Here is a 24,535-nt window from a genome sequence, read left to right as displayed (position 1 = left end):
GAACCCGCCAAGTCGGGCCCTGCCCCCGAAGCGCCCCGCCGCGGCGGCGGTTCGAAGGGCGGAGCCGGAGCGAAACCCGCGGCCAAGGGAGCCAAGGCCAAGAAGGCCGACGCCACCCCCAACGTGGCCGGGGCGTCCCCCGAAGCAGGCCTGCGCACGGCCTCACGGCTCAAGCCCCACCAGGCGCTCAAGGTGATGGGCGGCGTGGACAGCGCCGTCGACCGGACCGTGGGTGACGAGCACCAGAAGCTCTCCTCCGAACCACCGAACACGCAACGCCCGTCCGGTGCGCCGCGAACCCTCGAGGGCAAGCCGAAAACCGATGCACCCGCGGAGTACTCGAACGCGCCCGCGCAGAAGACCAACGCTCCTGAGAAGAAGAACGCCGAGGTCAAGGACCAGAAGAAGCCCGAAGGCAAGATCCCGGCCGAGGAGGTCGAGGAACCCTCCGGCTGGGACACGCTGCTCATGGGCCTCGGGTACGCGATCGGCAAGTTCGCCAGCTTGTTCGACTCCGACGTCAAACCCGAGGACCTCGCGGCCACCTTCGCCGGCATGCCCACGCAGGACGAGGCCCTCAAGGAGGCCAAGGCCGGAACCGCGCCCGGCGTGGAGATGAAGGGCAAGTCCGACGAGAAGACCCGCGACCAGGACAAGAAGGTCGACGGCAAGGGCGAGGAGACCGTCAAGACCGCCCGCGACGACTCGGGCCGTCGCATGGGCGAGGACCAGGTCTATCCCAACGCCCCCAAGGAAGAGCTCAAGGGCAAGGTCCCCGGCCGCGAGCGAAGCAAGGGCGGCGCCAAGCCCGAAGGTGCCGGTACCGGCGCCGTGCCGGAGGACGCCGCCTCCGAAGTCGCCGAGCACGAGCGCGGCAAGCAGTTCAAGTCCTCGTTCAGCAAGGGCGAGCAGGGACTCGCCGATGCCAAGCGCAACAAGGACAAGAACACCCGCGAGTCCAAGCGCAAGCACCAGCAGTCCGTCGACAGCGAGACGACGAAGAACACCGGCAAGCAAAGCTCGCAGCGGCAGAAGACGACCAGCGAGGTGTCCGGCCAGCGGGACAAGTGGCGCACCGATCAGGACGAGGAGCTCAAGAAGCTCGGTTCCAAGAAGTCCGACAAGCGCACCAAGGCCGAGCGGGACGTCGACAAGCAGGAGAAGGACACCGACGACAAGGCCGACAAGCGCAAGAGGGACGACGGCGACAAGATCCGGAAGAAGGGCCAGGACGCCGAGTCCAGCGCCAAGACCAAGCGGACCGAGACCAAGAACGAGTCCGGCAACTGGGTCGAGGAAGCCTTCGAATACATCAAGCAGAAGTTCATCGAACTGCGCGACAAAATCTTGTCGATCCTGCGGGAAGCGCGCAACAAGATCATCGAGTTCGTCGAGAACTTCAAGTTCGACATCGAGAAGATGATCAACGACATCCGCGACGCGATCATCAACCTGATCACGAAGGTCATCGAGGAACTGGTCGAGCTGGCCAAGGCCATGGTCCGCGCGATCGTCGAGCTCGCCAACAAGATCCGCAAGTTCATCACCGATCTCATCGAAGCCGCGATCGCCCTGGTCCAGAAGCTGGCCGAACAGCTCAAGCAAATCATCACCGATCTGCTCAACGCGATCGCCAAGCTGCTCAACGACATCCTCAACCTGCTGAAGAAGGCCTGGGACGCCGCCGTCAAGGCGGTGAAGGACGCGGTCAAAGCCGTCATGGACTTCGCCTCGAAGCTGCTCAGCGGGCTCGGCCAGTTCATGATGATCGCCGCCGACTTCCTCCGCGACCCTGGCGGCTGGCTGTCAGGTCTGAAGGGCTCCGCCGAGGACGGCGCTCAGAACCACCTGTTCAAGCAAGTGGTCGGCGCGGTGAAGAACTGGTTCAACCAGAAGATCGAAGAGATCATCGGCCTGCCGAAGGAGATCTTCAACCGCCTCATCAAGGGCGGAGTGACGCTGGCGTGGATGGCCAAGCAGGTCTGGGACGCGATCGTCCCGCAGCTGCCGTTCATCATCGGCGAGATCGTCATCACCAAGGTCGTCGCCAAGCTCATCCCAGGCGCCGGCTGGGTCCTGGCGGTCATCGACTTCCTGCAAACTGCCATCGGAGCCCTCGGCGAGATCATGCGCGCCTTCGGTGCCGTGCTGACGTGGCTGAAGAACGTCCGCAAGGGCGGAGCAGGCGTCCTGTTCGCCAAGGCAGTGGCCGCAGGCATCGTCGCCGTGCTGGAGCTGGCGTATGAATTCCTCCTCGACGGCATCGGCAAGTACGTCGGCAAAGTCGGCGACCGCCTGAAAGGCATGGCCGAGAAGATCGCCACCAAGGGCCGTCGGAAGAAGAAGCCCGGCCACGGCGCCGAAGGTGAAGACTCTTCCCGCGGCCACCAACGTCCCCGCCAGCGCACGAACAGCTCCGGGCCCGACAACACCCGCCCCGGCGAAGGCCGCCGCGACAGCAGGGGGCGACGTAGCGACGAAGGCGACAACGGGGATCGACGCACTGACGAGCGCCGAAACGACACCGGCCGCCGAGACAACAGCCGCGACGAGAAGGACCGCGAGCGCCAGGACGACCGAACCTCCCCGAGCTCAGCCGCCCGCCAGGCCGCACACAAGCCGGGCGGCAAACCCGGCCCGGACCGAGACACCGCGAAGCCCGAACGCACCCACAACGACCGCGGCAGAAACGAGAACGACCAAGACCGCCGACGCCGCGAGGACAACGACCGAGACCAACGCCCGGACAAGGACAACCCGGACTTCCGAGACCGCAAACCCACCGACCGAGACGACTCCCCAGCAGCCAAGGACAAGGACGGCAACCCCAAGGGCAAGCGCGACGAAGACAAACCCGACACCAAACCCACCCCCAACGCCAAACCGAAGCCCAAGGCCGACAAACCTCAAAAACCGCGGGAGGACACGGGCACCACAAAGGACCGGCAGAAGAACGACAGGAACGAAGACGACACCGGACCGAAGAACGACGATAAGGGCACCACCAACCGCAAGGACGATGACGACCCCGGACACGAGGCCAAGGACAAAGACTCCAACGAGCGCAAAAACGACGACTCAAACGACAAAAGGGAAAGAGACAAGGACGACGACCGACGCGACAAGCGCAAGAACTCCAACAGCAAAGACAACACGAACAAGACAAGACCCCCCAGGAGAGACAACCGAAACAAAGCCAAAGAAGACGATCGAGAAAGGCGCAGGATAAAGGAAGATAGAAGAGGCGAGGAAGAATCGAACGGATTTAAATCCGCCCGACTTGCCCTAATCGTCGCACGCATCCGGCGCGCCCTGCGCCCGCGACTCTCCCAGGGCCTTCCACAGCCACTGCACAAGGGACTTCTTCGAGCATTTCGTCGATGGTATCGACTCACTTCACTCGTACGAGCCGGGTCCACCAGATTCCAGGACGTCGCCACACTCAACCCAAGTCTGCCCGTGACGTCCGGCGAACACTCAGCCACCGACGAGAAGGACTACCTCAAGATTCCAGAAGATCCAGCACTCCCTCCAACAAGGATTCCAGACTTTTCCGACAACAAGCTTGCGCGCAACTTCAAGGCCGAGTACATCAGCAAAAGATTCGTCGGAAGCCACGGCCAGACGGCCGGGAAGGCAAATAAGCAGCTGGAGCCAATCGGGTTTCGACACCTGAACAAGTACGACCTGAACACCGATAGCAGCAATCGCTGGGTTCGAATGCACCTACTAACAGAAAGGCTCGGAGGACCCGCGAAGGGTTCCAACCTTGTTCCAGCCAGAAGCAGAATAAACACGAACTTCAAAAATAGTATAGAAAAATTTCCAGAATCGCACGTGCGCTCCGGCAGCAAGAAGCCCGCGTGGTACAAGATCGACGTCAATTACCACAACGGAAGTGTTCCGGGATTCCCTAGCCATCTTCGAGCCGAATGGGGCGTATACGAACCCGATCCAGATAAGCAAAAGTGGAAAGAAAAACCCGCACCACACCACCGCAGCCACAGCAGGAGCGACCTCGAAAAGCCACCACAGCCAAGCATCGAGAACAGGTGCTACGTCAACCACGACGGAAAGAACCGAATCCGGCGGATGCTTGACGTTCCGGATTCCTTTGCCAAACTAATCGTCGCGGCAGTCAAGAGCAAGAACAGGAACCTTAGAAGCACCACCCAGCTCCTACGTGCCATGGACGACGTCCACAAGAAGCGGAAACGCTCGTTGCCGAACTACACGAACAACAAGCAGAATGTAATCGATGCAGCAGCCAACCGACACTTGATATTCAATAAGAAGCCGTAAGGACGAGCAGCCACAAGGAAGCACAATGCGCGACCTGACCGACACCGAACAGGCGCATCTCGAATCATTCAATGAGATCCGCGAATGCGAATACGTCGTTGTCGATTTCGAACACGAGGGAGTATGGGGAGAAGAATTCGGCGACCTTGCCAGCGTCTTTGAGGACCTCCCGGACTGGGAAGGCACAATACTGGATCCCAGCCTCGCACAGGGGGTGGTCGGAATCTCGGAGCTGTCATCCTGCTGGCATACGGTTGACACGCGACGACACCTCAGCGGAGAATTTTCGATCACGGAGTTCTATGAATGCCTCCTTCGGCGTCCGCCTGACCTCGGATGGGACGGCTCACCTCCAGACGAGATTCGGTTCTTTTCAGAACTCCGAGTAATCGACGACACTCCACGCGCCGCAAACGGGCTGATGGGAGCCGTCCGCATCCAGAAGGACGTCAACCCTCTGGAAATATGGTATTACGACAAGGATTTGAGTCGAACCCCGGGATTCGACCTTGATTACCTGCGCATGGATCTCGACTATCACGGATACCTGGACGCCCTCCTGCTCACCAAAGGGACATTTGGCTGGCAATATCTATTCACTGAAGCACCCCTGCACAACGAACGCTTTCGAGAAATAGCCGCAGACCTGAAGTACATGCTCGAATTGTTCCCCAACATTTTCCCCGATCACGACTACACGGATCTGGCCAAACGTCTGGAGGATCGACTGTGACCCGGTACGCCGACATACCCAAGCCGATCCGATCCGGGATCGTGGTCGTCGATCCTGAGCGGGGGACGCCGCAGCGGGTGATCGTGTTGCAGTTCAACCCCGACTCGCTGGAACGCTCCGTGTCGCCGCAGTCTGCCGGAGGTGAAGGGGATTCCGGCGGTGGGGGCAGTGGGAGCGGGGACAAGAACGAAGCGCTGCGACTGAAGGGGCCTGCTCAGGAGTCTTGGAAGTTCACTGCTGAGTTGGATGCCACCGATCAGCTGGATGTAACTGCTCCCCACGGGATTCATCCTCAGCTGGCCACGTTGGAGATGCTGGTGCAGCCCTCGACCGCTCAGCTTCGGGAGCACAGTCGGTTGGCGAAGAACGGGGCGATCGAGATCAGTCCGATCGAGATGCCGTTGACGTTGTTCACCTGGGGGAGCAAGCGGGTGGTGCCCGTGAAGCTGTCCGAGTTCTCCATCAACGAGTCGGCTTTCGACGTCAACCTGAACCCGATCCGGGCGAGCCTGAGCTTGAGCGTGAAGTTGCTGACGATCAGCGACCTTCCCGCCGGGCACAGGGGTGCCGAGTTGTACATGGCGCACCTGGCGCAGAAGGAGCGGATGGCCGGTGTCGCGGCGCCCGGGTCGTTGGGCGCGTTGGGGCTGAGCACCGCGGACATGGGAAGGTAGGCCGTGATCGAGCCGTTCGAGAGCGCACTCGACGACATTCCCGGGTCGCACCCGTACCCGCGCTCCAGCCGGTATCACGACGCCGAGGTCGCCGTGCACCGCCGGCCCGACGGGACCGAGGTGCGCTACGTGAAGCGCCGGCTCATCCCGAAGAACGACGACAGCACCTCGCCGCACGTGGTCGCTGACGGGGAACGGCCGGATCACTTGGGGCAGCGGTACTTCGGCGATCCCGGCCAGTGGTGGCGGATCGCCGACGCCAACCCCGTGCTCGACCCGCGCGAGCTCACCGACGAACCCGGCAAGGTCATCGGCGTACCGGACGGGTTGGGCCATGTCTGAGATCCCCATCGGGCGCGGACCCGTGCACCTGAACCTGCTGATGGGCCCGAAGCTCGCGCGCCCCGTGCCCGGCGAGGTGATGCAGGCGCTGCTGTCGGCGCAGATCACCAGCACCGCCGGTGAGCGCAGCGGTTTTCAGCTGGCCTTCGACCTCACCAAGAAGGGCCGGATCATCGAGCGGCTGCTGCCGGAGGGGTTCTTCGGCCCGAAGACCCGCATCATCGTGGTCGTCACCATCAAGGGCACGCCGTTCGTGCTGCTGGACGGGCTGATCGTGCGCAACGAGGTCGGGTCCAGCAACCAGCCCGGCCAGTCGACGCTGACCATCACCGGCGAGGACCTCACGCTGCTGCTCGACCTCGAAGAGCGGGCCGAGCGCTACCCGAACCTGGCGCCCTCGCAGCGGGCCGAGCGGATTCTGGGCCGCTACTCCGATTACGGCATCGAGCCGCGCATCGTGCGCGAGCAGGTGCACCAGCCGCCGCGAGAGCAGCTGCGGGTCGACTACCAGTCCAGCACCGACCTGTCCTACATCAACGATCTGGCGCACGCCAACGGCTTCACCTTCTACCTCGAACCCGGCCCCCGACCGGGCCGCTCCACCGCCTACTGGGGGCCGGAGAAGCGGCTCGGGCAGCGGCAGCACGCGCTGAGCGTCAACATGGGTGCCGATTCCACTGTGGACCAGCTGACGTTCGCCTACGACGGGACGGCGCGCGAGCAGCCCGAGGCGCGGGTGCAGGATCCGCGGACCCGGGACGTGACGCTGCTGCCCGACCCCGACATCGGTCCGCTGCGCCCACCGCTGGCGCGCCGCGCCTCCCCCGCGCTGAAGCGAAAGGCGTTGCCCGGCACCGCCAAGATGGATTTCGAGCGCGCCCGCGCGCGGGCGCTCGCGCAAGCCGCGACCTCGGCGGACGCGATCAACGGGTCCGGTCAACTCGACGTCAACCGGCACGGCTACCTGCTGCGGCCCCGTGAACTGGTCGGGGTGCGCGGGGCGGGTGTGACCTACGACGGCGACTACTACGTCAAGTCCGTCACCCACAACATCCGGGTCGGTTCCTACCAGCAGAACTTCACGCTCTCCCGCGAGGGACTCGTCGCCGACAGCGACCGGGTCCGCCCCTAGGAGGACCGCACATGGCCGACGCACCCAACGCCCGCTTCCTCGGCAAGTTCCGGGGTCGCGTGATGGACAACGCCGATCCGCTGGGCATCGGCCGGATCACCGCGCAGGTGCCCGACGTGCTCGGGGACCTGACCTCGACGTGGGCGTTGCCGTGCCTGCCGTTCACCGGGCGCGAGGCCGGGCAGTTCGTGGTTCCCGAGGTCGGCGCCGGGGTCTGGGTGGAGTTCGAGCAGGGCGATCCGAGCTTCCCGATCTGGACCGGCTGCTGGTACGGCGAACGCGCGGAACTGCCTCCGGACGCCCAGAACCAGGACAAACCCGTGGTCCTCCAGACCCCCGGCGATCACAAGCTGCTCATGTCGGACGTGCCCGGCGGCGAGGGAATCCTGCTGCGGGCGCCGGGCGGGGCGTACGTGCAGATCGACGAGAAGGGCGTGACGATCGGCAGCGGTCGCGGCGCGCTCATCGAACTCGTGGGGGACGAGGTCATCATCAACCAGGGCCGGCTGACCGTGCCCAGAAGGCAGTAGGGGGACGCCTTGACCGGGAATCTCATCGACGCCACCACCGGATTGCAGTGCCCGCACGGCGGCCGGATCGTCACCGCCAACTCCTCCTCGACGGTGCTGGTCGACGGCCGGGCGGTGCGCACCGCGTCGGACGCCTTCACCGTGGTCGGCTGCCCGTTGGTGATCGACAGCACCCGCGATCCGTGCCTGACCGTGCGCTGGAACCCGCCGTCGCAGGCGGTTCTCGTCGACGGCGTGCCGGTGCTGCTGGACTCCACCGACGGGCAGTGCTTCGGCGCGAACCTCGTCCCGCGCGGCAGGCCCGTGGCACGCGGCGGATCGGGGGTGAGCTGCCGGTGAACCGCATCGACATCGCCTTCCCCTACCGGCCGGATCGGCGCGGGCGCACCGCGCGGGCCGGCCACGACGAGCACGTGCGCGACCTCATCGAGCAGCTGCTGTTCACCAACCCCGGCGAGCGGGTGATGCGGCCCGACTTCGGCTGCGGCCTGCTCGACGCGGTGTTCGCGCCGAACAGCCCGGAACTGACCGCGACGCTGGAGCTGTCGGTGCACGCCGCCGTGGAGCGCTGGCTCGGTGACCTGGTGGAGGTCGAGTCGCTGGACATCGTGCCGGACGCCGAAACCGTGCGGGTCGGGCTCCGCTACCGGGTGCGGGCCACCGGGACGCGCCGCGACGAGGTCTTCGAAGGGCGGGGTGCGGGATGAGCGGCGCCGACGAACTGCTCTGCCGCGGGGACGGCAGGCGCGAGAAGGTCCGCGAGCGGCACCTCGGCGGCGTGGACGCGGTCGAGGTCGCCGACGACGGGCGCACGCTGGTGGTGACGTTCATCGGCAAGGCGCCGCGCGGTGTGGGCCCGGAGAACGTGCGCATCGACGGCGGCCGCCGCATCACCGGGATCACCGCGGTGCGGGTGTCGGTGCGGCGCGAGGAGGACCCGGAGCTCGACGACCTGATGCACGTCGTGCTCGACCGCACCGGGGACACCACCCGATACCGTCTGTCCATCGTGGACACCGATCCGCACGGGCGTCCGGGAACCGAGCCGTTCCCTGGTTTCGACCAGCGCTACTGCGGCGCCGAGTTCTCCTTCCGACCGGGCGGCCCCACGCCTTTCGACTGCGCCGGGGAACCGCCGTGCGAGCCCGACGTGCCGGCCGCGCCGCTGATCGACTACACCGCGCGGGACTACGACGCGCTGCGCCGCGTGCTGCTGGACCGGCTCGCGCTCACCACCCCGGGCTGGACCGAGCGCCTGGCTCCCGACCTGGGGATGACGCTGGTCGAGCTGCTCGCCTACACCGGTGACCAGCTCGGTTACCAGCAGGACGCGGTCGCCACCGAGGCCTACCTGGACACCGCGCGGCGCCGCATTTCGGTGCGCAGGCACGTGCGGCTGATCGACTACCCGATCCACGACGGCTGCAACGCCCGCGCGTTCGTGGCCGTCGAGACCGCCGAGGACGTGGTGCTGGAGAGCGGAACGTTCCGGTTCGCCGCCATCGACCCGTGTCCGCGCGGACCGCACGACCCGCCCGAGCCCGGCCCGGTGCTCGACGAGGCGGGTCTGGCCGATCTCGACGACCGGGACGCGGTGGAGATCTTCGAAACGGTCGGCGACGATGCGCTGCCGTTGCGCCGGGCGCACAACGAGATCCGCTTCTGGACCTGGGGCGATGAGCTGTGCCGGATCCCCGCGGGCGCGAGGTCGGCGACGTTGCGCGACGAGTGGGCCGACGAGGACCGCGCCGAACGGGCGTTGCGGCTGCGGCCCGGTGACCTGCTCGTGCTCGAAGAGGTCCGGGGCGCGCGCACTGGAACACCGGGCGACGCCGATCCGGCGCACCGGCAGGCCGTGCGGCTGACCTCGGTGACGCCGGTCGTCGACGAGCTGCTGGACCAGCCGGTTCTGGAGGTGGGGTGGGCGCGCGAGGACGCGCTGCGCTTCGCCCTGTGCCTGTCCATCCGAGCCGGTATCAACTGCGAGCCGGTGAGCGACGTGAGCGTGGCGCGCGGCAACGTGGTGCTGGCCGACCACGGGCGCCGCGTCCGCCCGGACACCGTCGTGGTGCCGCCGGAACCGGCGGTGCCTGCGTCCTGCGAGCCCGGGTTCGGCTGCTTCGACCGCACCGACGGCAACGAACCCGCCGAGCTGGTCGCGGCGCTGGTCGACAAGACCCGGCGTCGCACGCTGGTCGCCAAGGACGTCCAGGCGCTGCACGAGATCTTCGGGGAACCGGCGACCACCCGCGCCGGGATCGGGCTGGAGAACGCCGGACGCCGCCGCCAGCGGGTGGTGCCCAGCACCGCGCACGCGCAGGCCGACGCGCTGCGCCGCCTGCTGGCGCAGTCGGTCTACCCAGGCATCCCGCCGCGCTTCCGGGCCGCCCTGACCCGCTCCCCCGTCGTGCAGGCCGCACCGTTCCCCGATCCAGCGCACATCGCGGCCGGGCAAGCCTCGCGCCTGGCGGCCATCCCGGGCCGGGTCCGGCGGCGGCTCGTGGAGTTGTGGCGCAGCGCCCGCGAGAACGGTCTCTCCGACGCCGAGATCGAAGAGATCACGACGCTTTTCGGCGGCCGCTTCGCCGAACCCCTTCGGGAGCACCCGGTTGCGGTGTTGCGTGAGCTGCTGCACCGCGACGACGAGCTGCTGGCCGTCAAGCGGCGCCGGCTGGAGGTGCTGACCGCGCGGGCTCGGGCGGGCACGGTGCTCGGCGCCGACATCGCCTGGGAGATCGCGCACGACTGGGGTCTCGCCCACGCCGAAGGCCTCGAACCGGCCGAGCCGGTGCTGCACGGTCCCGCCGCGGCCGTCACCCAGGACCCGCGGGCCGCACTGCCCGCCGTGCGCGTGCACGACGGTGAGCGGGTGTGGACACCGCGGCGCGACCTGCTCGACTCCGGTCCGCGCGACCGGCACTTCGTCGGCGAGCTCGACGACGACGGCAGGCTGGTGCTGCGCTTCGGCGACGGGCGCTGCGGTGCGGCGCCGAAACCCGGTGCACGACTGGAGATCCACTACCGCCTGGGCGGTGGGGCCGTCGGCAACCTCGGCGCCGAGGCGATCAACCACCTCGTGCTGCGCACCCCGGAAACCGGGCGACTGCCTGCGGCGACGGTCCGCAACCCGCTCCCGGCGGTCGGCGGCACCGAGCCGGAACCGGTCGAGCAGGTCCGCCAGCTCGCACCGCTTGACCTGCGCCGCACCCGGCTGCGCGCGGTCACCGCCGAGGACTACGCCGCGCTGGCCGCCGAGGTTCCCGGGGTGCAGCGGGCGGCGGCCGAACTGCGGTGGACCGGCGCGCGGCAGCAGGTGCACGTCGCCGTCGACGCGCTCGGCAGCGGCGACCCCGGCGCTGACCTGCTCGCCGAGGTGCGCGATCACCTGCAGCGCTCCCGCCGCATCGGGCACCAGCTGATCGTGCGGCCCGCGGTGGAGGTGCCGCTGGACATCGCGCTGCGGGTGTGCGCGGCGCCGGGACATCAGCGCGGGCAGATCATCGCCGACCTCAAGCGCGCCTTCGGGCGCGGCCGGACCGGTTTCTTCCACCCCGACGCGCTCGGGTTCGGCGAACCGGTGCGGCTGAGCAGGATCGTGGCGACCGCGACCGCCGTGCCCGGGGTGATCGACGCGCGCGTCACCCGGCTGCGGCGGCTGTTCCACGCCGACGCCGGGGAGCTCGAGGAAGGCCTGCTGCGCGTGCGCGGCCTGGAGGTCGCCTGCTGCGACAACGACCCCGAACACCCCGAGAACGGTGTGTTCGAGCTGGAAATCGGAGGTGAGCGATGAGCTGCGCCTGCGGCTGCGGCGGTCACGACGAGCGCCGCGCACCGGCCCCGCCGCACAACCCGCCGGGACGCACCGCCCTGCAGCTGCGGGTCGGTGAGCACGGCACGTTCCTGGCCGCGATGCTGGACCGGCTCGCCTCGCCCGCTCACCCGGCGCTGCGGGCGCTGACCGTGCGCACGCCCGACGACCCGTCGATCGGCCTGCTCGACGCCTCGGCCGTCCTCGGCGACCTGCTGACGTTCCACTCCGAGCGCTTCGCCGACGAGGGCTACCTGGGCACCGCCGACGACGAGCGTTCCCTGACGCTGCTGGGCAGGCTCGTCGGGCACCGGCCCCGGCCGGGCGTCGCCGCCGACACCTACCTGGCCTACACCGTCGATCGGGATCCGCGCGGCGACGACCCGCCGGTGCTGATCTCACGGGGCGCGCGCAGCAACAGCGTGCCCAGCGCGACCGAGGGCGATCCGCAGACGTTCGAGACGAGCCGGGACCTCACCGCGCGCTGGTCGTGCAACCGGCTGCGGGTGCGCCGCCGCAGGCCCGGCCTGCTTACCGCGGAGGACCTGCGGACCCGCTCGGAGTTGTACGTGGCCGGCACAGCGAATGCGCTGCGGTCCGGGCAGAAGCTGCTGTTCGACTTCGGTCAGGAGCGGTTGCTGCTGCCGGTCGGCGAGGTGCGGGTGGACCGCGAGGAGGACATCACCGCGATCACGCTGCCGCGGTCGCCGAAGCCGACACTGGCCGAACTCCTCGCCGAACTCGGCCAGTGGCTGGCCCCGGCGACGGGCGAGCCCACGCCCGATCATCCGAACCCGCGCCCGGTCAGCGCGCTGGTCGACGCGGTCGAGGTGCAGTTGCTGGCGCCGCTGCGGTCCGAACTGCCGGGCATCATCTCGCCCGCCCAGCTCGCCCAGCGGCTGGTCGCTCCGCTGGAGCGGCTCACCGAGGCCGAGGTGCTGGCCGACCCGCACCCAAGGGTCGCCGACTGGTTCGCCCGGCTGCGCGCGATGGTCGCCGAACTGCGCGAACGAGCCCTCGACCTGGCACCGGTCGCGCCACCTCCGCCCGGCCCGGACATCCCCGACTCCCCCACCGAGCGCCTGCTGCGGGCGCTTCCCGCCCGCGAAGCCGGGGAAACGGTCTCCCGGACCGCACCCGAACCGCGCCGAGGGGCTGTCCGGCACGCGCCGCCCGGTGTGCTCGGCGAACTGCTGGCGATGCGGGTGACGGCCACGCCGTTCGGGGCGACCGCACCGCTGCAGCCGGTGCAGGACGAGGGCGGCCGGGTGCTGCGCCAGACCGACTGGCCGCTGCCCGGCGCGACCCGCACCGGCGTTCGCATCGCGATGGACGCGGCCGGCAAGGAGCTGGTGCGCGCGGAGTTCCAGCGCACCGAGCCCGCAGGCTCGTGGCAGCACGTCGAATCGCTGCCCGCCGAAGACGTCTCGTTCGACCTCGGCGCCGGGCGGGTGGAGCTCTCCAGCAGGCGGGAGACGATTCTGAGCCGGTTGCGGCCGGGAGGCGGCGAGCAGCGGCCCGGTGTGCTGGTGCGGTTGCTGCCGCAGCTGCCTGCGTGCGCGCTGTTCGTGTCCCGGCCCGACGAGCAGGGGCGGGTGCACGTCAGCGTGCGCAACGGGGCTCCGCTGGAGCTGGACCTGGCGCCGCAGGAGGAGAAGACCACGCCGTTCGGGCCGTACCAGGTGACGGTGCGCTACGGCGCGGGCAGCGAACCCGCCAACGTCGAGATCGCCCTGTCGACCGGCGCCGATGCCGGTGGCCGCACCGCGCTGCCGCTGGACGGGGTGCACGACGAGATCGCCGTGGGCAGCCGGGTGGTCGTGGAACGACCCCGCAAGGGCGCGCCCGGCGGCGTTCCGGGTGACGCGCGGCTGGCGTTCGTCGTCACCCAGGTCGTCGCGGTCGGCACGATGTCCTATGCCCAGTACGGCATCACCGGCCGGGGAACGGTGCTCACCCTCGCCGACCCGTGGCTCGACGAGCACGACACGCAGCTGTCGCACATTCGCGACACCACCGTGCACGCCGGTGGGCAGCCGCTGCGCCCGGCGGACGAGCCGGTCGAGGAGGACCTGCACGGCAACACCGTCGAACTCGCGGACCCGCACGACACCCTCACGCCCGGCAGGCACATCATCGTCGCCGGTGAACGCGCCGACGCACCCGCGCGGGCGGTGGAGGTCGCGGTGATCGCCGAGGTCGAGCACTACTCGGACCCGGCGCTGCCCGGCGACCACCGGCACACCGTGCTCACCCTGACCGAGGACCTCGCGCACCGCTACCGGCGGGATTCGGTGGTGGTGCACGGCAACGTCGTTCCCGCCACGCACGGCGAGAGTCGCGACGAGACCATCGGCGGTGGCGACGCGGCGCGCACGCACCAGAGCTTCACGCTCTGGCAGGCGCCGCTGACCTGGCTGCCCGCCGACAACCCGCTGGGTGCCACGCCGTCGTTGGAGATCCGGGTCGACGGGCTGCTGTGGCACGCCGTGGACAGCCTCGCCGGGCGGGGTCCCGACGAGCGGGTCTACGTCACCGGCAGCACCGCCGACGGCCGCACGACGGTGACCTTCGGCGACGGGGTGCACGGCGCACGGCTGCCCACCGGGCACGAGAACGTGCGCGCCCGCTACCGGTTCGGCACCGGCCGGGCCGCGAACGTGGGCGCCGACCGCATCACCCAGGCCGTGACCCGGCCGCTGGGGGTGACCGGGGTGACCAACCCGCTTCCCGCCACCGGTGGGGCCGACGCCGACGGTCCCGCGCTGACCCGGCGCACGGTGCCGCTCGCGGTCTCGGCCCTGGACCGCCTGGTGTCGGTGCGGGACTACGAGGACTTCGCCCGGTCCCGGGCCGGAGTCGGCCGGGCCTCGGCGCGGAGGGTTTTCGACGGCAGGCGCGAGGTGTTGCACGTGACCGTCGCGGGCGTCGACGACATCCCGATCGGCGAGGACTCCGGTGTGCTGCGCTCGCTGCGGGCGGCGCTGCTGAAGTACGGCGACCCGGAACTGCCGGTGCGGGTCGAGCCGCGCGAGCTGGTGCTGCTGGTGGTGTCGGCGAAGGTCAAACTGCTGCCCGACCACTCGTGGGAGTGGGCGGGTCCGCGCGTGCGCCGGGCGCTGCTGGACGAACTCGGTCATGCCGGAAGGGAACTCGGACAGCCGGCGCACCTCTCGGAGGTGCTGGTCGCGGCCCAGTCGGCGCCCGGTGTGTCCTACGTGGACGTCGACGTGTTCGGCGGCGTGCCTGCCGCCGTCAGCCCGGGGCAGCGGGCGGACTCGCGCCAGGTGCTGGCCGCCCCGGCCACGACGGTGCCCGCCCGACCGGCCGAGCACGTCGAGGAGCGCTACCGGGTCACCGACCCGAACGGCGAGACGCTGACCGCGATCGCCGCGCGCAACGGCATCTCGCTCACCCGGCTGCTGCGGCTCAACCCCGACATCACCGACACCGGCGCACTCCCGCCCGGTCGAACCGTTTTCGTCCACCGCGGCATCCGTCCCGCGCAGCTGGCACTGCTGGCACCGGACATCGCCGACACGCTGATCCTCACGGAGGTGCGATGAGCAGGGATCCGGATGCGCTCGCGCGGCTGCTGCCGGAATGGCACCGGATGCGCGACGCCGACCACGGCGAACCGCTGCGCGAGCTCCTCGACGTCATCGGCGAGCAGCTCGACCGGGTGCGCGAGGGCGTCGAGCAGCAGTACGACGACTGGTTCGTCGAGACCGCCGCCGAGTGGGTGCTGCCCTACCTCGGCGAACTCGTCGGGTACCGCGGGCTTCCCGGCTACGAGCGGGTGTCCAGCGGCGGACTGCGTGACGGCGGCGATCCCGGCCTGGCGCGGCGACGGCTCGCCGCAGCCCTCGCGCCGCGACGCGACGTGGCCGCCACCGTCGGCAACCGGCGTCGCAAGGGCACTTTGGCGCTGCTGGAGGAGTTGGCGGCGGACGTCGCGGGCTGGCCCGCCCGCGCGGTCGAGCTCTCCCAGCTGACCGCCCACCACCAGCCCGTGCGGTTGCTGTCCCCGCACGTCCCGGTGAGCGGAGCGACCGCGGACCTGCGCGACGGTGCCGCCCTCGACCTCGCCGACGGGCCGTTCAGCGCCGTGACGCGCAGCGCCGACGTGCGCCGCGCGGACTCGCGGCACCGCCCCGGCGGGCTCACCCCGGCCGGGGTCGCGCTGTTCGCGTGGCGGCTCGCCCCGCACTCGGTGACCCGCGCCCCGGCGCACTGCATCGACCGCACCCACGGCCACTACACGTTCTCGGTGCTGGGCAACGACACTCCGCTGGTCACCAGACCCGTTCCCGAGCCGTCGACCAGCCACATCGCCACCATCGACAACGTGCCGGCCAGGCTGCGGCGCAGGCAGGTCGCCGACCGGCTCGCCGACTACTACGGGCCGGGCAAGAGCTTCGCGCTGCACCTCGACGGGCGCAAGCGGCCGATCCCGCCGTCGGCGATCGTCATCGCCGACCTCGCCGACTGGCGCTACCGGCCCCGCTACGGGCAGGTCGCGGTGGACCCGGAGCTGGGACGCATCGCGTTCAACGCGCGCGAAGCACCGCACGACGGTGTGTCGGTGACCTACCACCACGCCTTCTCCGACGAGCTGGGCGGCGGCGAGTACCCGCGCGATCCCGGAACCGAGCCGGGCGCAATCGTTCTCCGCGTCGGCCCGGGCCTCGACCACGAGCTGATCGCCGATGCCTACCGCGCCTGGCGGGAACACCCCGGCAAGGCCCCCGGCGTCATCGAGATCGCCCACAGCGGAACCCACCACGAGCAGCTCGACTTCGAGCTGGGCGCCGGTGACCGGCTGGTGCTGCGCGCCGCCGACGGTCACCGCCCGGTCCTGCGGCTACCCGACACCTACAGCAACCGGCCCGACGCGCTCACCGTCCAGGTCTCCGGCAGAGCCGCCAGGAACCGGCCGCGTCTGGAACTCGACGGCCTGCTGATCACCGGCCGCGGGATCCGCGTCACCGGGCCGCTGGGCGAACTGGCGCTGCGGCACTGCACTCTCGTGCCCGGCTGGTCGCTGGAGGCCGGGTGCGAGCCGCAGTGGCCCGCCGAACCGAGCCTGCTGCTGGAGCGCACCACGGCCTGCGTGCGCGTCGAGCGGTGCGTGGTGGGCAGCATCAGCGTCATCGGCGACGAGGTCAGCACCGATCCGCTGCCGATCCACGTGCGCGACAGCGTCATCGACGCCACCGCCCATGAGCTGCCCGCGGTCTCGGCGCCCGATCACCGGCACGCGCACGCCACCCTGCACCTGCACCGCTGCACGGTGTTCGGCGAGGTGCACGCGCACGCCGTGCGCTTGGCCGAGGCCAGCATCGTCACCGGTGTGCTGCGGGTCGCCCGACGCGGCATCGGATGCCTTCGCCACACCTTCGTCCCGCCCGGGTCCCGCACGCCCGAACGGCACCGCTGCCCCGCCGATCTCGCGCAGGTGCGGCCGGTGTTCGCCTCGTGCCGCTACGGGACACCGGAGTACGCGCGGCTGGCCGACGGATGCCCGCCGGAGATCCGGCGCGGCGCCGAGGACGGCTTCGAACTCGGCGTGTTCCACGACCTCTACGAACCGCAGCGGGAGGACAACCTGCGCGCCCGCATCGCCGAACACACTCCCGCCCGCTGCGACGCGGGCCTGATCTTCGTCTCCTGAAAGGACGAGCCATGCACGCAGACCTGTCCCGCATCACCTTCCACCCGGACCGCGGCTACTCGGCGGTGATCGCCCAGCAGGGCCGTGTCCAGCTCGACGCCGACGCCAACGAGCAAATGCTCACCCAGCTCCACCAGCACCGGGTGGCGCTGACCGACCTCATCGGCCAGCACGGCGGGCCGGACGGCTCGGCCGGGTTCAAGATCGCGCGCGTGCCCGGCCGCAACGGGCTCGATGACCTGACCATCGGTCCCGGGCACTACTACGTCGCCGGCGTCCTGTGCGAGGCGACCCGGCCCGAGCCCGGCGTCGCCGTGCCCGACGAGGGCACCCCGCTTCCCCCGGCACCGGAGCAGCCGGACACCTGGACCTACTGGGACCAGCCCGACGCCTTCCGCGACCCCGAGGTTCCCGGCGACCGGCTGCCCGCCGAGACGCCGTACATGGTCTACCTGGAGGTGTGGGAGCGAGTGGTCACCGCCGCCGAGTCGCCCGACCTGCGGGAGGTGGCGCTGGCGGCCGAGACCTCGGCACGCCTCAAGGTGGTCTGGCAGGTGCTGGCCCTGCCGGCCTCCGAGCTGCGGGTCCGCAACGCCGACGCGTCGATGGAGGCGCTGCAGGGCGCCTTCGACGAGTGGGCGACCGGCAGGACCGCCAAGGCCGCGCGGATGGCCGCCCGCGCGCAGCGGCCCGACGACGCCGACGACCCGTGCGTGCTGCGGCCCGACGCGCGCTACCGGGGACCCGAGAACCAGCTGTACCGGGTGGAGATCCACGAAGGAGGTCCGGCCGCGGAGGCCACGTTCAAGTGGTCGCGGGAGAACGGCTCGGTCGTGTTCGCCGTCGACGACGTCGACGGCACCTGGGTGAGCCTGGGGTCGCTGGGCGGCGACACCAAGCTGGATCTCGACGTCGGCGACGTCGTGGAGTTCGTCGACACCGCCTACACCTGCCGCCGCGAACCGGCCGAGCTGCTGCGCGTCGAGGAGCTGGACCTGCCCGAGCGGCGAGTGCGTCTTTCGGCCGAGCCGGCCATCGGGCACCGTCCCGAGCTGCACCCGTTCCTGCGGCGGTGGGACCAGCGGGAGCTCGCGGAGCCCGCCAGGCCGATGCGCGGCGGCGCGCTGCCGGTCGAGGAGGGGCGGTGGATCCCCCTCGAGGACGGTGTGGAGGTGTTCTTCGACCCCACCGACCCGGCCGGTCCCGGCTACCGCCACGGCGACCACTGGCTGGTGCCGGCGCGCACCGCCACCGGCGACGTGGACTGGCCCACCGACCCCGCCGGCCGCCCGCTGCTGCGGCCGCCGCTGGGCGTCGTCGAGCACTACGCCCCGCTCGCCTGGGTGACCGGTCCCGGTCAGGTCGTGGACATGCGGCTGACCTTCGGCATGACCCAGCCCGACGTGCGCCGCCCCGGATGACCGGTCGCCGGATCAGCCGCCGTACTTGGGGGCTCCGACCGAGAAGGGAGCGCCGAAGGGGTCTTCGAGCTCAGCGATGCGGCCGTAGGGCATGTCGAAGGGAGAGGCCGCGGTGCCTCCGGCTTCGGCCGCTCGTGCGGCGGTGGCGTCGGCGTCCTCGACCATGAACAGCGTTCCCCACGAGGACGTGGTGGCTTCGGGATCGCCGAGGACGCCGCCGATCTCGTGGCCGTCCGGGCGGCGCAGGAACGTGAAGTCGCCTTCGCCGAGGTGCCCTTCGCTGTCCAGGCTGAAGCCGAAGACCTTCGTGTAGAACTCTCGGGCCGGTCCCGGGTTCGGGGTGACGAGATCGTTGCGCAGCAACGTGTTCGGCTCGTTGACGAGTCGGGCCCCGATGTGGCGGTTGCCGTGCCAGAGACCGAACTGCCCGCCGACCGGGTCCTCGAGGATCGCCATCCGGCCCTTGTCCATCACGTCCATGGGTGGGGTGATCACTCGGCCGTCGGCCGCCTCCGCCTTGGACACGGTTCCGGCGACGTCATCGGTGGCGAAGTAGACGTTCCACCAGAACTCGGTCGCCCCGGGGTCGTGGTGGGGCATGAGCGCGGCGACTTCCCTGCCCCGGACCAGGCACATCGTGTAGCGGCCCACCTCCTCGGGCCCCACGTCGAACTCCCACCCGAGAACGGCGCCGTAGAACTCCATCGCACGTTCGAGGTCCGGGATCCCCAGATCGATCCACGCGGGCGTCCCGTTGGGCTGCACCGCATCCACTTCCGCCATGACTTCTCCTCATGTGCCGGGCTCTGCCACGACGGTAACCAGCAGCCCCGACACATCGCCCACCGAAGCGCGGGAGTGTCATCCCGGGTACCCGCGGAGGAATTCTCCGTTCTTGATCGGCGACCAGGCCCGCAGCCACGTGTCGGGGTTGCTCAGGTCCGGGGTGGCGGTGGCGTTGCGGACGACGGGCACCCGCATGAGCACCCCGAAGTTGTCCGAGTCGGCGAACCGGTGCCTGAGGCACTCGTGGTTGCGCTCGCGCAGCTCGGGGTCGGTGAGGCAGCGGACCGCGCCGAACCCGCCGCGGGTGAACACCCCGCTGCACAAGGTCAGGCTGCGCCGCACGTTGTAGGGGTTGGGGAAGCGCGCCAGCATGCCCACGTCCTCGATCAACCGGTCGTCGTGCAGCCTCGGCCTGTACTGCCGGGACTCCTCAGCGACCTCGAAGACCTCTCCGTGCCCGAGGTCGTCGACCTCGACCTGGCGCACCGGGAGGCCGAAGCGGACCTGGCGCCGCATCGGGTTCATCGCCGGGCTCCCCAGCAGCACCAGGTGCGCCTGCAGGTCGTGGGGGTCGATGCGGCGCGCGATGTCGAACCGCACGTCAGACGCGGGGTTCAGCGCCCGTACGTGCCCGTAGAGCTCGATCAACGAGTCACCGTCGGCGTAGGAGGACATCCCGATGTAGTTGCGCCGCTCGGGCGAGGCCAGCGGCGAGAGGTTCCGCGCGGGAACGCGCCCGGTGAGGATGCGCACCGGACCACCGTCCGGGAACCTCCAGAAGTCCGAGAGCCCCTGAGCCGACGTGAACTCCTCCGCGTGGGACCGCAGCGCGTCCAGCTCCTCCTTGAGCTTCGCGCGGACCCGGCGCTCCTCCTCGGTGAGCGAGGCCGGTGGGGGGAGCTTCCCGTTCCTCGCCGGGCTCTCGGCCGCGAAGAAGGTCGCGTAGTCGCCGAGCCGGGGCGGTGGCGGCACCTTCACCCCGCCTTCCCACTGCGAGACGCTGGAAACCGCAACGCCGAGCACCCGCGCGAGCTTCCCCTGGGTCAGGCCGTGCCCTCGGCGCAGTGCCCGCAACCGTGCGCCGAGACCGGACCGCTGTGCACCCACCACCGCCGCCTCCTCGCGATCAGGTCTTCGGTCGCCACTCGTAGAGCCGGTTCGCCGGGTTCTGCAGGTCGGGTGTGCCGGTCACGTGCCGCATCACCGGAACCCGCATCAGCACCCCGAAGCGGTCGAGGTCCTCGACGTTGTCGTGGAGGTAGGCGAGGTTGCGGTCCTTGGCCTGCGGATCGGTCAGGCAGCGCACCGCGCCGAACCCACCTCTGGTGAACACACCGCTGCAGAAGGTCAGCGTGCGGCGGATGTTGTTCGGGTTCGGGATGCGGGCCAGCAGTCCGACGTCCTCGACCAGCTGATCACCGCGGAAGCCCGGTTTGAGCCTGCGCTCGCCGTCGATCTCGAAGACGGAACCGTCGGGGACGTCCTCGTCGGGGACCTGCCGGACCGGCCACTCGGCGGTCAGCCACTCCACCCACGGGTTGGCGGCGCCGCTGCCCAGGAACACCAGGTGGGCGCGCAGGTCGTCGTCGCCGAGGTTCTCGAGCCGGATCTCCACCTCCGAACGAGGGTTGGCGGCTCGCACCGTCCCGAAGAGCTCCACCGCGGCGTCGAGGTCGGCGCAGCGGGCCAGCGACAGGAAGTTCGGCTCGCTGGGGGTGCCCAGCGGCGACCAGTGCTCCTCGCTGAGCCCGCCGGTGACGATGAGAACCGGCCCCCCGTCGGGGAAGTGCCAGAAGTCTCGGATCGCTTCGACTCCCACGGGACCGCGCGCCTCGTCCAGCGTCGTCCGCAGGCGATCGAGCTCCCGCTTGAGCCGCAGGCGTTCTTCGCGCTGTTCGCCGGTGAGCTGGTTCTCCGGCGGGACACCGCCGGTGGTGGCGTCGGCGGCGAAGAACGTCGCGTAATCGGCCAACCGGGTGAACGGCGGCAGTTTCGCCCCGCTTTCCCAGGAGGAGATGCTCGACACCGCGACGCCGAGGGACCGCCCCAGTCGAAGTTGCGTCATGCCGCGGGATTCGCGCAGCTCGCGAAGTCGCGAACCGAGCCGTGCGCTTCCGCACTGGTTCCTGGGACGGGCCATCGCGCCGTCTCCTTCACTCCGTTCGGAACATTTCACCGAACTTCACCGAACCACTGAAGACCAGCAAATACTGACACTTGGAGCGCATGACGGCAAGTCGTTGCCCCACAGGGACATTGACGGCCTGTTGAGGTGATCGCATACTGACGTCGTCGCGTTTCACCTGGCGGAGAAGAACTTCGACGAAGAAGTGAAATTTCACCGCGGGAGGGCGCTGGGCGTCTCGGATCACCGGAGACGCGGTCGACGGATCGTCGGCCGGACATGCGAACGCCCCCGGAAATCGTTTGGCCACGACCGGGGGCGCTGCGCGCACTCACGACAACCCTCACAACGGGGAACACCCGTGAAGGGAGCTCGCATGTTCACGATACTCCCGGAGGTGCTGGCGGCAAACGACCCACCGGTCGTCACCCCTGACACCGCTTCCTCCGTCCTGCAAGGAATGCTGTTCGGCATCCTGGTCGCGTTGTTCGCGGCAGCGGTGGTGCTGGCTCGGGCGATGTCCGGGCTGGCGACCATCGCCCGGTCGGTGCTCGGCCCGCCCGCCGCCGTGTTCACCGTGCTGTCGGTCCTCGCCCTCGTCCTCCTGGCGGGGAACGCGGGAGCCGTTCCGTGATCCACCACCCGATCCGCACCTGGCGGGCCCGCCGAACCCGGGTCCGCCTCCGGTGCGATCGAATCACCACCTGCGAGTTCGCCCTGGAAGGCAACTCGTCGGTAACAGATGCGGACCGACCCCTCCCGATTTGTCCGAACCTCATTGCGCAGGTGCGTGACCTCGATTACGTTCCGGCCATGCCTGCCGCGATCTCCTCCGAATTCCGCTCGGTCCCCGACATGCTGCGCGATCGCGTCCAGCGGTCGGGCGACAACGAGGCGTTCCGCTATCCGGAAGGCGAGCAGTGGCGCTCGCTGACCTGGTCGCAGACCTGGGAAAGGGCTCGGGCGATCGCGCTGGGGTTGCACGCGATCGGCCTCGGGTCGCAGCAGCGGTGCGGAATCCTGGCCGGCACGCGGATCGACTGGATCCTCGCCGACATGGGCATCATGTGCGCCGGTGGCGCCACCACGACGATCTACCCCACCACCACGGCCGAGGGCTGCGCCTACATCATCTCCGACTCCGGTTCGACGATCGTCTTCGCCGAGGACGACGAGCAGATCGCCAAGCTGCGCGAACAGCGGGAAGACCTGCCCGAGCTGACCCGCGTCATCACCTTCGACGGCACCGCCGACGGCGACTGGGTGCTGAGCCTGGCCGACTTGGAGGCCCAGGGCCGCGCCAAGCACGAGGCCGAGCCGGAGCTGTTCGACCAGCTGGTCGAGGCGGTCGGCATCGACGACCTGGCGACGCTCATCTACACCTCCGGCACCACCGGCAACCCCAAGGGCGTGCGGCTCGCCCAGTCGAACTGGGTCTACGTGGCCGAGGCGATGCACGCCACCGGCGAGATGACCGCCGAGGACGTGCAGTACCTGTGGCTGCCGCTGTCGCACGTGTTCGGCAAGGTCCTGCAGGTCGGTCAGATCCGCACCGGCTACCTCACCGCTGTGGACGGCCGGATCGACAAGATCGTGGACAACCTCGGCGAGGTGCGGCCGACGTTCGTGGCCGGCGCGCCGCGGATCTTCGAGAAGATCTACAACAAGGTCGTCGTGCAGGCCAAGGAGGGCGGCGAGCTCAAGTACAAGATCTTCCGCTGGGCCTGCGCCGTGGGTCTGGAGATCTCCCGACTCCAGCAGAGCGGGCAGCAGCCGGGTCTGGGGCTGAAGGTGCAGTACGCCATCGCCGACAAGCTCGTGTTCTCCAAGCTGCGCGAGAAGTTCGGCGGCAGGCTGCGCTTCTTCATCTCCGGCAGCGCCGCGCTGGCACCGGACATCGCGCGCTTCTTCCACGCCGCGGGCGTGCTGATCGCCGAGGGCTACGGGCTGACCGAAACCACCGCGGCGAGCTTCGTCAACCGCACCAACGACTTCCGCATCGGCACGGTGGGCCAGCCGCTGCCCGGCACCGAGGTCCGCATCGCCGAGGACGGCGAGGTGCTGCTGCGCGGTGGCGGTGTGATGCGCGGTTACCACAACATGCCGGAGGCGACCGCCGAGGTGCTCACGGCCGAGGGCTGGTTCCACACCGGCGACATCGGCGAGCTCGACGAGCAGGGCCGGCTGCGCATCACCGACCGCAAGAAGGACCTGATCAAGACCTCCGGCGGCAAGTACGTGGCTCCGCAGTCGGTGGAAGGCAAGTTCAAGGCGCTGTGCCCGTACGTGAGCAACGTGGTGGTCTTCGGCGACAAGCGGCCCTACTGCGCCGCGCTGGTCACCCTCGACGAGGAATCGATCGTCGAGTGGGCGCAGGCCAACGACCTCGGCGGGCTGTCCTACGAGGAGCTGGCCGCGCATCCCAAGGCGCACGAGATGGTGGCCGCCGCGGTCGAGGACCTCAACGCGACGCTGAACCGGCACGAGACGATCAAGAAGTTCGCGATCCTGCCGCGCGAGCTGACCATCGAGCACAACGAGGTCACGCCGAGCCTGAAGATCAAGCGGAAGGCGGTGGCCGACAACCACGTCGAGGCCATCGAGCAGCTGTACCCGAACACGGTCGAGACGCTGTAGAGAATCGCTCGAACGGGCCACGCCGATGAGGCCAGTTCCTCCGGCGTGGCCCTTTCGCATGTCGGTGGGCGGGCGCACCATGCAGAGGTGTCGAAGCTTGGCAGCCTGTGGAAGGGCGTGGTGCGCACCTGGGATGTGTGCCGCGAAGCCGAGGAGCGCAGGCAGTTGATGTGCCGACCGTGGGAGGAGACGATCCTGCACTGGTCACGGCAGGAGGACGGCTGGGCGCTGCACGGCGAGTACCTGCCGCCGGACACGCGGCGGCGCTACGGCTCCACCAAGTGGGGCTGGTGCCCCCGAGCCGACGGCTGATCCGCACTCGCGGAACGGGATTCGCGAAAGGGGACCACTACTCCGTCAGCGTGTCATGT

18 protein-coding genes are annotated in these 24,535 nt (G+C 69.5%); 15 read left to right on the top strand and 3 right to left on the bottom strand.

Annotated features, from left to right (window positions below):
• Window positions 1-204 precede the first annotated feature (204 nt).
• The 12 genes from E1161_RS27365 (at window position 205) to E1161_RS23465 (ending at window position 18,616) form a co-directional block, all read left to right on the top strand.
• On the top strand, window positions 205-4,302 hold the full coding sequence (locus E1161_RS27365; protein WP_207920369.1) for a hypothetical protein: 4,098 nt from the start codon (window positions 205-207) through the stop codon (window positions 4,300-4,302).
• Window positions 4,303-4,327: 25 nt separating this feature from the next.
• Window positions 4,328-5,035 (top strand): hypothetical protein, encoded by a 708-nt coding sequence (locus E1161_RS23515; RefSeq protein ID WP_132626866.1) that lies wholly within the window; start codon window positions 4,328-4,330, stop codon window positions 5,033-5,035.
• Window positions 5,036-5,391: 356 nt separating this feature from the next.
• The gene (locus tag E1161_RS28220) at window positions 5,392-5,709 is read left to right on the top strand and encodes a hypothetical protein (RefSeq protein ID WP_235875254.1); all 318 of its coding nucleotides are present in this window, start codon (window positions 5,392-5,394) and stop codon (window positions 5,707-5,709) included.
• 3 nt (window positions 5,710-5,712) lie between these two features.
• On the top strand, window positions 5,713-6,051 hold the full coding sequence (locus tag E1161_RS23505) for a hypothetical protein (protein ID WP_132626862.1): 339 nt from the start codon (window positions 5,713-5,715) through the stop codon (window positions 6,049-6,051).
• Window positions 6,044-7,183: a hypothetical protein gene (locus E1161_RS23500; protein ID WP_132626860.1), complete on the top strand. Its 1,140-nt coding sequence runs from the start codon at window positions 6,044-6,046 to the stop codon at window positions 7,181-7,183. The genes E1161_RS23505 and E1161_RS23500 overlap by 8 nt, the downstream gene beginning before the upstream one ends.
• Window positions 7,184-7,194: 11 nt before the next feature.
• A complete protein-coding gene (locus E1161_RS23495) occupies window positions 7,195-7,713 on the top strand; it encodes a phage baseplate assembly protein V (protein WP_132626858.1) in 519 nt (172 codons plus the stop codon).
• 9 nt (window positions 7,714-7,722) lie between these two features.
• The gene (locus E1161_RS23490; protein ID WP_132626856.1) at window positions 7,723-8,052 is read left to right on the top strand and encodes a hypothetical protein; all 330 of its coding nucleotides are present in this window, start codon (window positions 7,723-7,725) and stop codon (window positions 8,050-8,052) included.
• Window positions 8,049-8,420: a GPW/gp25 family protein gene (locus E1161_RS23485; protein WP_132626854.1), complete on the top strand. Its 372-nt coding sequence runs from the start codon at window positions 8,049-8,051 to the stop codon at window positions 8,418-8,420. The genes E1161_RS23490 and E1161_RS23485 overlap by 4 nt, the downstream gene beginning before the upstream one ends.
• A complete protein-coding gene (locus E1161_RS23480; protein WP_132626852.1) occupies window positions 8,417-11,503 on the top strand; it encodes a putative baseplate assembly protein in 3,087 nt (1,028 codons plus the stop codon). The genes E1161_RS23485 and E1161_RS23480 overlap by 4 nt, the downstream gene beginning before the upstream one ends.
• Window positions 11,500-15,087 (top strand): putative baseplate assembly protein, encoded by a 3,588-nt coding sequence (locus tag E1161_RS23475; protein WP_132626850.1) that lies wholly within the window; start codon window positions 11,500-11,502, stop codon window positions 15,085-15,087. Before E1161_RS23480 ends, E1161_RS23475 begins: the two co-directional genes overlap by 4 nt.
• Entirely contained in the window at window positions 15,084-17,195 is a 2,112-nt protein-coding gene (locus tag E1161_RS23470; RefSeq protein WP_132626848.1) for a hypothetical protein, read from the top strand. The genes E1161_RS23475 and E1161_RS23470 overlap by 4 nt, the downstream gene beginning before the upstream one ends.
• Window positions 17,196-17,206: 11 nt before the next feature.
• Window positions 17,207-18,616 (top strand): DUF6519 domain-containing protein, encoded by a 1,410-nt coding sequence (locus tag E1161_RS23465; protein WP_207920368.1) that lies wholly within the window; start codon window positions 17,207-17,209, stop codon window positions 18,614-18,616.
• Window positions 18,617-18,628: 12 nt separating this feature from the next.
• Here E1161_RS23465 and E1161_RS23460 read toward each other — a convergent pair whose 3' ends face one another.
• The 3 genes from E1161_RS23460 to E1161_RS23450 all read right to left on the bottom strand — a co-directional run bounded on the left by E1161_RS23460 (window position 18,629) and on the right by E1161_RS23450 (window position 21,542).
• Window positions 18,629-19,399 (bottom strand): VOC family protein, encoded by a 771-nt coding sequence (locus E1161_RS23460; RefSeq protein WP_132626846.1) that lies wholly within the window; start codon window positions 19,397-19,399, stop codon window positions 18,629-18,631.
• A 78-nt stretch (window positions 19,400-19,477) separates the two neighbouring features.
• Window positions 19,478-20,509, bottom strand: coding sequence for a helix-turn-helix domain-containing protein (locus tag E1161_RS23455; RefSeq protein WP_165939918.1), 1,032 nt, complete (start codon window positions 20,507-20,509; stop codon window positions 19,478-19,480).
• A gap of 19 nt (window positions 20,510-20,528) precedes the next feature.
• Complete coding sequence (locus tag E1161_RS23450) at window positions 20,529-21,542, bottom strand: helix-turn-helix domain-containing protein (protein ID WP_132626842.1); 1,014 nt, start codon at window positions 21,540-21,542, stop codon at window positions 20,529-20,531.
• 361 nt (window positions 21,543-21,903) lie between these two features.
• Between E1161_RS23450 and E1161_RS23445 the strand changes: the two genes are divergently transcribed.
• From E1161_RS23445 to E1161_RS23435, 3 genes are all read left to right on the top strand, one after another.
• A complete protein-coding gene (locus E1161_RS23445) occupies window positions 21,904-22,161 on the top strand; it encodes a hypothetical protein (protein WP_132626840.1) in 258 nt (85 codons plus the stop codon).
• A 179-nt stretch (window positions 22,162-22,340) separates the two neighbouring features.
• Window positions 22,341-24,164 (top strand): AMP-dependent synthetase/ligase, encoded by a 1,824-nt coding sequence (locus E1161_RS23440; protein ID WP_132626838.1) that lies wholly within the window; start codon window positions 22,341-22,343, stop codon window positions 24,162-24,164.
• Between the two features lie 87 nt (window positions 24,165-24,251).
• Window positions 24,252-24,476 carry a hypothetical protein gene (locus tag E1161_RS23435; RefSeq protein WP_132626836.1) on the top strand — a complete coding sequence of 75 codons (225 nt, stop codon included), beginning with the start codon at window positions 24,252-24,254 and terminating at the stop codon, window positions 24,474-24,476.
• Window positions 24,477-24,535: the final 59 nt, after the last annotated feature.

The sequence above is a fragment of the Saccharopolyspora aridisoli genome, from assembly GCF_004348445.1.
Lineage (GTDB): Bacteria > Actinomycetota > Actinomycetes > Mycobacteriales > Pseudonocardiaceae > Saccharopolyspora > Saccharopolyspora aridisoli.
The sequence above is the reverse complement of the archived record's forward strand: the minus strand, read 5'-3'. Positions and strand labels throughout refer to the sequence as shown.